Below are 11834 nucleotides of genomic sequence, written 5' to 3'. Positions count from 1 at the left end.
GATCGTTATCACCGAAAGGTTGATAGCTATAATGAGAGAGTCTTTTCACTATGATCAAGTTATAGATTTGAGACAGCATTAATGAAGCAGTAAAGGTTCTATTCAAAATGCTGTACTAGAGACATGCAATGTATTGTTGATTATTGCTGCACAAAACAAGCTCTTCAGTGAATGATCTCGATATAGCCGATACACTAAGTGTAATCAAACTTATGTATTTTGCTCAGGCTATACGAACTTTGTCATTAATCCATCTAGGTTATGGTAATGTTGAGTTTCATAATATTGGTGATTGCCTGCTGATTTTCTAATTATTCATGGGAATGATTAAGTCTTTCAAATACAGGTTCTTCACCTCGGTTGTGGAGTGACCATGAGTAGACTGCGAGAGCCTTTCCTAATCCCCCTTTTCTTTGCGATTGTTTTCTTTATTGGCCATCGCGGATTGTCGATCATTGAAAATGAGCATCGTTTATCTGTTGGAGAATCCCTTAATACGGTCATTCATACGATTGAAGAAGCATTATCTTTATGGACAAATAACCATCGTGCCAAAGCAGAAACCATCGCTCGCCGTGCTGACTTGATTGAATTAACCGAACAAATTTTAGACGCTAAAGATATACATCAATTTGAGTACGTGCAGGGGGAAATTCGAGACTTACTCAACCCTGAAATTATTGCGTTTGGTTATCAGGGCTTTTTTATTATTAGCCCAGACGCGATTAATATGAGTTCAATGAGAGATTCCAATATAGGTCAAGCCAACTTAATTGCTCACCAACGAAGGGATTTATTTGAAAAGGCGCTTGCGGGGGAAACCCTTATTGTCCCGCCGATTTTTTCAGATGTACCACTACAGTATCGTGACAGCCGTTTCAAAGTCTTACCACCAACTATGTTTGCCGTTTCTCCTATTCGTAACCATGCAAATTCGATCATCGCTGTGCTGGCGATTCGTATTGATTCAGTAAACAGTTTTAGCCGTTTAATGCGCTTAGGGAGAATAGGAAACAGCGGAGAAACCTACGTATTTGATCATCAAGGGATCATGCTTACCGAGAGTCGCTTTGAAGACCAACTATTAGCTTTGAATTTGATCGATTACAAAGAGGGCTCAAGCTTGAACATACGATTGCTTGACCCAGGTGCAGACCTAACGAAAGGAGCGAATGCTGCTCTACCTTCTTCTCAACAACCTTTTACCTATTTAGTTCAAAGTGCCTTAAATCAAGTGGATGGCGACAATGTAAATGGGTATCGGGATTATCGAGGGGTAATGGTGATAGGGAGCTGGAAATGGTATGAAGAGCTTGGTGTTGGCATTGCTACTGAAATTGACGTCTCGGAAGCGATGAAGTCATTCGTTATTTCTCGAAACGCAATCTTTGGGATTTTATTCCTAACATCAGCATTAGCTGTAACGCTGACGTCGATTTTATTAAGAAATCGTTCTAAAGCGGTTGAGTTACTGGAACAAAATAAGCGGTCTTTAGAAGGGAAAGTCGCCGAGCGTACGGAAAGTTTATTGAAAGTTAACTCTGACTTACAAAGCCAAATTGTAGAAAGAGTAAGAACCGAAGAAAAGTTAAAGCTTGTTCAGATGGACTTAGAAAGTACGAACCAAAAGCTGACAAGGCTAGCGTCGACAGATGGTTTAACGGGAATTTCAAACCGCAGAACATTTGATATTAAGTTAAGTGATGAGTGGCAATTCGCTTTGAAGATGAATACACCAATCTCATTATTGCTGATGGATGTAGATGATTTTAAAAGGTACAACGACACCTTTGGCCACCAAGCGGGAGATTTATGCCTAAAGCATATCGCTGAAATTCTAAAGCAGAGTGATGAACAAGCGCTTTCTAATGATATTGTTGCGCGCTATGGCGGTGAAGAGTTTGTGATTGTGCTCGGTAATATACAGCATGAAGCGGCTATGGTTATCGCAGAAACCATTCGTTCAAATCTACTCTCCGCTGCGCTTCCGTATAGCAACTCAGGCGTTGCAGGGGCGCAAGTCGTGACGCTGAGCATTGGTGTCGCAACAATGACACCTAGGTTCGGTCAAAGTTTTGAATCCTTGGTTAAGCAAGCCGATGAAGCTCTCTATCGAGCGAAAGCGTTAGGTAAGAATCAAGTGGTTGGTGGTGAGTACACTGCTTAATGATCGTTAATGGATTATCAATAGATTCGAATTGTCGTTACACTAGCGTCAATAATGATTAGAAAGGTAAAACTCAATGTTTCATGGTCACGTTTATTTCGGTTTGCGTAATGCTCAGTTAGCAGAAGATTTTCGTCAAAAACTGATTCAGGAAAGAAAAGATGCGATTGAAGTGTTTCCGCTGGTTCAGCGCTTAGTCGGTCCCCATAAAATGCCGATGTTTGAAATTCATTTCAAAAATAACGATAACCATTTAATTGAATGGTTAGAAGCAGAGCGTGGTGATATGTCCGTTCTTATTCACCCTGTGACTGGTGGTGAAGAGTTACTTGATCATACTGAGCGAGCAATTTGGCTTGGTCGTGAATTGGGCGTGTTTGAAGAAACGCTATCAAGTTAATTCATCGAGTCAGCTTTTGGTGGCTGTTCTAAATTTGGTGTGATTGCCTTAAATAAAGCGCTGTTTTTCAGTGCTTTTTTATTGCCATAACGTAAATTGTTTGACCCTTATTCTTCTCGCCTTCTCGTCTTTCACATATGGTTAGATTTTAATTAACGCTCAGCCATTGGTATTGTTTTGCCAACCTTCTCAATACTTCTATTTCTTTTTCAGTTTCGTGTTTGAGCCACTCAATTAAGTCATCAATCACTGGTGTATGAGTCTGCTGGTGCCCGTAGTAAGTCCAAGCGCTTCGCTGAATTTTCGCATTTTTAGGGCAGTACAAAAACTCTCTTTCAAGCTCTTGCAAAACTAAAAGCAAATCTGTCACGGTGACTCCTTGACCAGATAAGCACGCACTTAACGCCAAATCTAAAGAGTGGAAACTGGTATTTCTTACCACGTGTTGCGGTGGGTATTCGACGGCGGATAGCCACATTTTCCAATCATGATGATCCAGTGTGGGGTGAAGCCTTGGCATTGTTAAAATAGAACTCAAATCTGTGCCACTTTCCGTTAAAATTTTTGCACAAACCGGTGCCATAAATTCATCGCGTAAGAAGAAAATATTGGGCTTATTGTCGTAATGCTTTTTTAAACGGGTATGGAAAATGAGCAAGTCATAGTCAGCACTGTTAAGGGCTTCGTCTTCTTCAATCACAGGAATGATGGCGATTTCGTAATCTGGGTAACGCTCATTCAGATCGTGGACCTTATTAATCATCACACGAGTAGCAAAGCTTAACGCCGCTTTAATGACTATGCGCTTTTGCTTTGGCTCTTGCCATGAAGCAATCACAGATTCAATTGAGGTGTAATTTTCCCTTAGCGCTAAGTAAAGCTCTTGCCCTTGCAGGGTTAGGGTGATCGTTCTGTGATGTCGCGCGACTAGTGATGCGCTGAGGTCATCTTCAAGCTGCTTTACCTGGCGGCTAATCGCACTTTGAGTGACGTTCAGTTCATTTGCGGCAAGGGTAAAACTCATCAGCCTCGCCACAGATTCAAAAGCTCTCAGTCCATTATGCGAATAAGGGAGGTTTGGATATGGGGTCATCATTATTTCTCATGAGTTTTTGGAATGCCAGATTGGCAGATATATCAATTGAATGCTAGTAGGATAAAGCTTACTTTGTGCGAAATACCTAGAGGTTCCTATGAAAAAAATTCTCGCACTTGCATTCCCACTCATTATTTCACAACTCATTTCTATGGCATTGGTATTAACTGATGTGTGGATGATGTCGCGAATCAGTGTGTCTGCATTGGCTGCAGGTGGGTTAGGCGCCTCGATCTATTTCTTCATCTTCATTATTGCGGGCAGCACGGTAGGGTGCGCGGCGAATTTAATTGCAATTGCCTATGGGCAAAGAGTCAGCCGCCCTGAGCACGGTAATAAGCAAATTAGATTGGCGGTGAAAGGCGCGGTGATGCTGTCATTTGTACTCAGTGCTTTATTGATGGCAAGCTTTTGGTTTGCTCCATGGGTTCTTGAAGTCGCGAAACAGCCGACTGAAGTGGTAACACTGGCGATGGAGTACGTGCATGCTCTGAAGTGGGTGATGTTTCCATCGTTAATTTTGTTGGTGCTGCGTGGCTTAACCAGTGCGTTCGGGCAAGTGCGCTCTATTCTAGTGATGTCTGTGGTGACGGTTGTACTTAATGTTCCTGTGAGCTACTTGCTTACATTCAAACTCGATATGGGATTAACGGGGTTAGGTTTAGGAACGGCGATTGCCGCTTCTATAGTCATGGTTTGCTACACCATTTGGGTATTTAAAAGAGATGAATTTAAATCATTTTCTCCTTGGTTAAACATCGAAGAGTATTCGTTCAAATTAATGAATCCGCTTTTGCTTATGGGTTTACCGATCGCAATGGCAGCCATACTCGAACATGGGTTGATTTATGGTGGAACATTAATGGCAGGGACGATCAGTATTGCTTCTTTGGCCTTGCATCAAATCCTACTGCAATGTCTAAGCTTCACTTGGAACTTCAACTTTGGCTTCTCACAAGCCGCTGCGATATTAGTTGGGCGTGACTACGGAGCGAAAAACTATGAAGGCATTAAACGAACGTCTATACAAAGCTTTATTTTAGTGACGCTACTTAGCGTAGTGTTGTCTGCAATTTTCATTATTTGGCCAGAGTTTATTGCGGGCTTGTTTAACCTAGATGAAGGCTCTGCTGGTATGTCTTCCTTGTTAACCTCTGTAATCTGGGTGGTTGCGCTGTGCTTCATTGTCGATGCGTGGCAACTATTGGCGATTAACCTATTAAGAGGGATGAAAATTGTCTCTATGCCGACGGTAATGACAGCAATTGGTTACTGGTTGTTTGGCATTCCTGCTGCTTGGTATCTTATGCCTGAATATCAATTAGCTGGAATTTGGGGCGGAATTGGTGTTGGTTTAGGCGTGACCGGAATTTTATTATTGGTTAATTTAATGTTCGTTATTCGCCGTACTGACCGTGATGAAAATCCGGCAGGGCTATGCCAAGCGTAAAGAAATACATCGAATTTAATATCAGTGCTTTTTATCAATTTCCCTCTAGTTTCTAGAATGCTCTACAGTATCAGCTAACGTTACAGTATGATTGTAAGAATAATTAGAGGGGGTTGATTCGGTGATTGCCTTATCGAGTCTCCTCATGAGTGTGTTTTCTTGAAAGGTTATCTCTGCATGAGAAAAAGTATTTTACTTTCATTTTTGGTGATTGGGATTTGTATTTGGGCTGTGGTAACCGTTGATATATTAGTATTTCAATCGGACACGAGCAGTATTAAGCACAAAGCCGCTTCACATCCTGAAATTGAGTTAACCAAATCCGATCTCGGTCGACAGCTATTGTCTGTCTTTGAGCGTACGAAAACCGACCCCCAAGAATCTTCTTCTCAACTAGAAGCATTAAAGTTAACGAGTTCATCTAAACTGACGCCTACTGAAAAAGCGTATTGGCTCAAAATACAAATAAACCTATCTAAAAATCAAAAAGATAATAGAACCGAAGAAGCCTTAACACTGCGGTTAAAAAACTTAGCTGACAAAGAGGGTATGACTTGGCTAACCGTCTCTCTTTTGATTGATGAAGCAGTGAGCCATGCCAGGCATAGCCGTATTCCACAAGCTGAAATCTTAATCACTCAGGCGATAACCTTAGCCGAAGATAACCATATATTGTATCCGCTTCCACGTGCTTATAATGCGGCTGGTTTTATCAGTAACTCTTTGAATGAGCTATTAAAATCTCAACGGTATTTCTCTCAAGGGATAAAAGTAGCAACAGAGATAGAGGATGATTTTTATAACAGCACTATCCATAACAACTTAGGTTTACTTTATCTTCATATTGAAAGGTGGCAGAAGGCCCTTGAATATATGAAAAAAGCTCGTCATTTGTTGAACGAAAGTGGCGTAATTAATGACCCGCTAATGCACACCATTTACCTCAATGAAGCGTTCATTTACAACCGGCTCGGTGATGTTGAAAACTCTATTGCAGCGTATTCTGAATCTCAACTGTATTTCGATAAAGAAAAAGCTTCAGCCCGAGATAACCTAATTCAATTGAAAGGTAAATCTGAAGTGTTGCTGTTATTGGAGCAATATGAAGAGTCTCAAAAGACCGCTGAACAGTGTCTTAATTTCCCTGCCAGTAAAGAATATCCATTGGAGTTTGGTCAGTGTTATTTGTTATTGGCGAAAAGTTTGAATCAACTCAAAGAGCACCAACTCGCTTTGAATATGGTTGATGAAGCCATTGCTGTCTTTACTGAAATTGACCATGAAAGGTGGGTGACAAGTTCATACAAACAAAAAGCAGAAGTGTATAGCAGCTTAGGGGATTCAGAATCTGCATTGGAGATGTATCGAATTTTTTATAAGCAAGACAAACAGCAGTTATTAGGCAAGGTATATAACCTTGAAAATGCTTTTGCTACGCGTCGAATTGAGCAAGAGCGTGATTTGTTAGATGTTGAGAAAAAACTAACAGAAGCCAAGTTAGCGAAAGAAAGACTCCGTTTCCAGGTTGCATGCATCTGGGGGATCATTGCCATTGTCATTATTACATTAACGATCCAAAAAACGGTGTTGATACATAGAAAGAACAAGGAATTGGAGGACTTAACGTTTATCGATCCATTAACGGGTTTGAATAATCGTCGCTATTATTATCACCAAGTAAAAGCGGGTAAAGTGCTGTCTAAATCCCTGTTTTATCGAATTGCATTATTGGATTTAGATTACTTTAAACAAGTGAACGATCAACATGGTCATGATGTTGGGGATGAAGTATTAAAAGAGTCTGCAACTCGAGTTCGTAGTTTATTGGCTAAAAATGAGTTGTTTATTCGCTGGGGGGGCGAAGAATTCTTAGTTGTGCTGATAGATGACGATTCAGTAGAAAAGCGTATTCAAGTTATTTTAGAAGCGTTCAACCAAACAAAGTTTGAAACCAGCGCCGGAAAGTTGGATATCACCACTTCTATTGGAGTGAGCCATCCAGCATTACCAATTGAACTCGATTTAAACGATGAGTACTTTAGGAAAGCTGACCAAAACTTATATGAAGCGAAACGTTCGGGTCGTAATCAAGCCGTGTATTCAGAAAGTTGAGTATCAGTTTAGGCTACATGGTCGTAACGTTTTATGAGCTTTATAGATTAAATACATTCATTAAATACTGAACGAACCAAAATAAGAAAGCCCCTTTTGGAGTTATCCAATAAGGGGCTTTGAGGTTTTTAGTTGATGATTAGAGTTAGATAGCTAGGGTTTAGATAGCTAGGTTTAGATAACAAAGCCTAGCTAAACGAGGCGTGATTACAAATGTTAAGCAGTGACTGCTTTTTTGTCTTTGCTATCACCCATCTTTTTCAGTGCTGCGTAGCCGAAGCCTGTTACTGCTGTACCTGCTGCAATTGCCACTAGGTACATCAGAACTGGAGAGATAGCACCTGGAATCAGCAGTACAAACAAACCGCCATGTGGAGCCATAAGTTGCGCGCCAAACATCATTGATAGGGCACCCGTTAATGCACCACCCGCCATACAAGCTGGGATAACACGCATTGGATCTTTCGCTGCGAATGGGATGGCGCCTTCAGAGATGAAACATAGACCAAGGACAAATGATGCTTTACCTGCTTCACGCTCGCCTGCTTCAAATTTGTCTTTCACCAGGAAAGTCGCAAGACCCATACCTAGGGCTGGAACCATACCCGCAGCCATGATAGCCGCCATTGGCGCATAAGTTTGCGAAGCCAGCAGACCAACACCGAATGTGTAAGCGGCTTTGTTTACTGGGCCACCAAGGTCGAAACACATCATCGCGCCTAGAATCACACCCAAAAGAATCGCGTTAGACGTTCCCATGTTGTTTAGGAAGTCAGTCATTGCGCTCATTACGCTAGAAACAGGACCACCCACGATGTACACCATTACAAGACCAGTGAATAAACTCGCGATAAACGGAATGATCAGGATTGGCTTGAGGGCTTCCATGGATTGTGGAAGTTGAACCTTGTCGGCAATGAATTTCGCTGCGTAACCTGCAATGAAACCCGCCGCGATACCTCCTAGGAAACCTGCGCCAGTTGAGCTAGCCAGCATACCGCCGATTAGACCAGGAGCCAGACCAGGGCGGTCAGCAATTGAAAATGCAATGAAACCAGCAAGAACAGGGATCATCAGTGCGAACGCAGAACCACCACCGATAGTCATCAGTGCAGCTGCTAGTGTGCCTTCTTCTTTAAACGCCTCGATACCGAAAACGAAAGACAATGCGATGATCAGGCCGCCTGCTACTACCACAGGAAGCATGTGAGAAACACCTGTCATTAGGTGTTTGTACACGCCTTTCTTCTCGTCTGCAGGTGCTGAATTTGAAGAAGCTGTGTGTTGGTATGGCTTAGCTTCTGCGAATGCTTTTTCCATCTCTTGCTTTGTTTTCTTTAAAGCAGGACTTGTCGTTGTTTTGTATAGCGCTTTGCCGTTAAAACGATCTAGAGGAACGTCGATGTCTGCTGCAATGATAACAAGGTCAGCGTCTGCGATTTCTTGGTCTGTCAGTTGGTTCTTCGCACCTACAGAGCCGCGAGTTTCCACTTTGATTTGGTGACCTAAGCGTTTGCCTTCTGCTTCAAGTGCTTCAGCCGCCATAAAGGTATGTGCAACGCCAGTCGGACAAGCGGTAATCGCTACGATCTTCTTGCTGCCTACAGTTGTTGATGTACCGGTTAAAGTACCAGTTACCGCCGTATTTTCAGAGACTGTTTTCACAACTTGAGAAGCGTCTAATACTGTTGCTTCTGCTGACGCTTTTTCTAGAAATGCTTTTGCATCTACTGTGCATTCGGAGATTGCTGCTTGATACACTTTCTTGCCGACAAAGCGCGCATTATCAACGTCTGTGTTGGCTGCGATAACCACAACATCAGCCATCGCGACCATGCTGTCTGTTAGTGGTGAACTAGGGAGTACGCTTGACTGACATTCAATCGACGCATTCCATTCAAGAGATTTAGCCGCTTGTTCGAGCAACCCTGCTGCAATGATGCTGTTCGCTACGCCACTTGGGCAAGCTGTAATAATGGCAATATTCATAATAAACCTTTTGTCCTTATTTGCGTGTAGCACTATGAGCTTTCAAAGCACTAAGCGGATGTAATTGGATTTGTTCTTGTAGAGAGTCCAGCTCTTGATGGCTAGTGAGTCCAACACCCACCTGCGTGACAGCGAGAGCTGAAAGCGCAGTGGCGAATGTCAGTAATTCAGATTTTGGCATGAGCTGCATATGGCCCCAGCAAAGCCCTGCGACTAGGGTATCTCCTGCGCCAACCGTGCTAACTACTTTCATGCGGGGTGGCCTAGCATGCAGCCATTCATTTTGGTTCAGCCACATCACTCCGTCGGCGCCCAGTGATACAACGATATTATCGACGCCTGTTTCAGCCAGTTGTTCGGCAACAGGTTGGCAATCTTCTTTTGTTTTTAATGTTTTTTGCACAAGGTGTGAAAGCTCTTCTTCATTAGGCTTAATCAACCAAGGTTGAGCTTTGATGCCGGCTTCTAACGTATCTCGGCTGCTATCGAACAGCACTTTCTTACCGAGATCTCGTAAGCTTTTTACCCAAGATGCGCACATTGCAGGTGTGATACCTTGTGGCAAGCTGCCAGCAATAACAAAGAAGTCATGGCTTTCAGCAAGTTCGAATAACGTTTTCTCAAAAGAGGCGATTGCTTCTGAATCAACAGGAACGCCTGGGAAATTAATGTCACTTACCGCGCCAGATTCCTCGACTAATTTAACGTTGATTCTTGTTGCGCCCTCGACACGGATGAACTTGTCTGTGGCCCCGATTGATTCGAAAAGTTTGCAAAATGGTTCTTGGTTATTCAACCCAAGAAACCCTGTTACCGTGACATCTGCACCTAGTTCAGACAGCACTTTAGCAACATTCACGCCTTTACCTGCGGCGTGCAAAGAACCTCGGTCAACTAAGCTTACTGAGCCGACATTTAATGTGTTTAAACTGCCAGTAAGGTCGAGCGCTGGGTTTAAAGTGACGGTAACCACTTTCGATTGCTTTGCCATTGTGGAAGTTTGCTTTATAGATGACATAACAGCTCCTTAACCTTCGCCCAAACCAGATGCGATAGCTTTACCAATCGCTTCTATTGCTTGTGGTGCATCAACCCCGTCAGCGGTGAACTGAAGCTGGTGGCCGTGTTTAACACCAAGTGCGATAACTTTCATTAAGCTTTTGGCGTTTACTTCTTTTCCATCGCCATCTAGGTTTGAAACTCGGATAGTTGATTCAAACTTCTTGGCTTCTGCAACCAACATTGCACCCGGGCGAGCATGTAAACCGTGAGCATTTTTAATTTTAAATACTGCCGTGTTATCAGATGATTCATTCGTTGAAGTCGCGGGCTCTTCTCCCTTCAAAATAGCCATGACTTGCTCAGTATTGCCGCTTAATAGAGAGTCTTGTTTACCAGAGAAAACCAGCGAACTTAGATTATTGATAATATTTTGATGAGCGCTATTACAAGCTGCAAAAGCGACTAAAGCTTTTACTGGCGTTCCTTCAAACTCACAGTCGTTAGCAGTTGAAACGAAAGAAACGGCAGTGCGATTGACTCCTTGGCTACTGCCTAATAACCAAAGCCCTTTGCCAAGGTGAGTGGGTGCCTTTGTTACTAGGTCAGCCACGAAAGAGTTGTCTGTGCAGCCAGTATTTTTCAGTAAACCGCCCGCAACAGCAGACATTTGAATCATGTCACTTGCTGGGAAAAGTAATTGAATGAGTGATGGATCTAAATCCGCTTCAAGCTGAACTTCACCATTAAGCAGAGCGATCACTTCTTTTGCTGAAACGGCTTGTTTTAGCTTCTCTTCAACACCATCAGCCGACAGCACTTTGGTTAACTGTTTCAAAATACCAAGGTGCTCATCAGATTTAGCCGCAATACCAATTGCTACGTATACTCGGTTGCCATCAGCCCAATCGATACCTTCAGGGAAGTGGTGAACCGCTACGCCAGTTTCTTTAACGAGTTCTCTGGTGTCGGTTGTGCCGTGAGGAATGGCAATACCATTCCCAAGGAATGTTGAATTCTGAGCTTCTCGGTTAAGCATGCCTTCAACATAGCCAGCATCGACTAAACCTTTATTTGTCAGATCTTGAGCAATGACTTTAATTGCGTCTAATTTGTTTTCAGCGGCTTGAGCCATTGAAATATCAGTAATATTTAATTTAAGCATGTTGCCTCTTTCGCTTAGCGCCTGAGAATGTATGTTTGTCACGATTCATCATTTGTTCTTGGTTACTATTCGCTAGGAACCAGCAGTCATTTTTTGTTAATCATTATCTCTAGAGCTGTTCTTGAGATCTGAGACTACTCATAAGTAACTAGGCTGAACGTTTAGCTGAATCGTTTCAGCAAATTAAGTAAAAAAATTCAGCAAAACAATCTATCCAGTTAAAATTGTATTTGCTGCTAAATCGCGTTTCTCAAAGTCGTGACCATCAAGCTAATGGCTATCAATATTCTATTACTTTGTTCTTTCTGCTTAGCTGAATCTTTACTTCTTAGAGCTTAGAGCTTAGAACATTAGAACTATACAAAATGATGATGTTTGTCACTTTTTGGATTTTGCTGAATCCTTTCAGCTTTTATACTGAATCGTTTCAGCATATAATTCAACTCAACCAAGGAT

The 11834-nt window shown here is 42.4% G+C and carries 8 protein-coding genes; 4 read left to right on the top strand and 4 right to left on the bottom strand.

Annotated elements, in window-relative coordinates; translation table 11 throughout:
• The first annotated feature begins 373 nt into the window (after positions 1–373).
• The gene (locus tag F0226_RS02330; protein WP_171734108.1) at positions 374–2167 is read left to right on the top strand and encodes a diguanylate cyclase; all 1794 of its coding nucleotides are present in this window, start codon (positions 374–376) and stop codon (positions 2165–2167) included.
• A 76-nt stretch (positions 2168–2243) separates the two neighbouring features.
• Positions 2244–2567: a DOPA 4,5-dioxygenase family protein gene (locus tag F0226_RS02325; protein WP_171734107.1), complete on the top strand. Its 324-nt coding sequence runs from the start codon at positions 2244–2246 to the stop codon at positions 2565–2567.
• Positions 2568–2715: 148 nt separating this feature from the next.
• Here F0226_RS02325 and F0226_RS02320 read toward each other — a convergent pair whose 3' ends face one another.
• On the bottom strand, positions 2716–3660 hold the full coding sequence (locus F0226_RS02320) for a LysR family transcriptional regulator (protein WP_171734306.1): 945 nt from the start codon (positions 3658–3660) through the stop codon (positions 2716–2718).
• Between the two features lie 100 nt (positions 3661–3760).
• Here F0226_RS02320 and F0226_RS02315 point away from each other — a divergent pair, with 100 nt between their 5' ends.
• A complete protein-coding gene (locus tag F0226_RS02315; RefSeq protein WP_171734106.1) occupies positions 3761–5113 on the top strand; it encodes an MATE family efflux transporter in 1353 nt (450 codons plus the stop codon).
• 177 nt (positions 5114–5290) lie between these two features.
• Positions 5291–7225, top strand: a complete 1935-nt coding sequence (locus F0226_RS02310) for a tetratricopeptide repeat-containing diguanylate cyclase (RefSeq protein ID WP_171734105.1) — start codon at positions 5291–5293, stop codon at positions 7223–7225.
• 216 nt (positions 7226–7441) lie between these two features.
• Here the strand turns inward: F0226_RS02310 and F0226_RS02305 are convergent, their stop codons facing one another.
• From F0226_RS02305 to fruB, 3 genes are read right to left on the bottom strand one after another with little or no spacing between them, the layout of a single operon-like run.
• On the bottom strand, positions 7442–9214 hold the full coding sequence (locus F0226_RS02305; RefSeq protein ID WP_171734104.1) for a PTS fructose-like transporter subunit IIB: 1773 nt from the start codon (positions 9212–9214) through the stop codon (positions 7442–7444).
• A gap of 16 nt (positions 9215–9230) precedes the next feature.
• A complete protein-coding gene (gene pfkB, locus F0226_RS02300; RefSeq protein ID WP_171734305.1) occupies positions 9231–10205 on the bottom strand; it encodes a 1-phosphofructokinase in 975 nt (324 codons plus the stop codon).
• A gap of 36 nt (positions 10206–10241) precedes the next feature.
• On the bottom strand, positions 10242–11378 hold the full coding sequence (fruB, locus tag F0226_RS02295; protein WP_171734103.1) for a fused PTS fructose transporter subunit IIA/HPr protein: 1137 nt from the start codon (positions 11376–11378) through the stop codon (positions 10242–10244).
• Between the last annotated feature and the right edge of the window lie 456 nt (positions 11379–11834).

This window comes from Vibrio sp. 99-70-13A1 (genome assembly GCF_013114625.1).
Lineage (GTDB): Bacteria > Pseudomonadota > Gammaproteobacteria > Enterobacterales > Vibrionaceae > Vibrio.
Note: the sequence above shows the minus strand (reverse complement) of the source record. Positions and strands in the feature narration are given on the sequence as shown.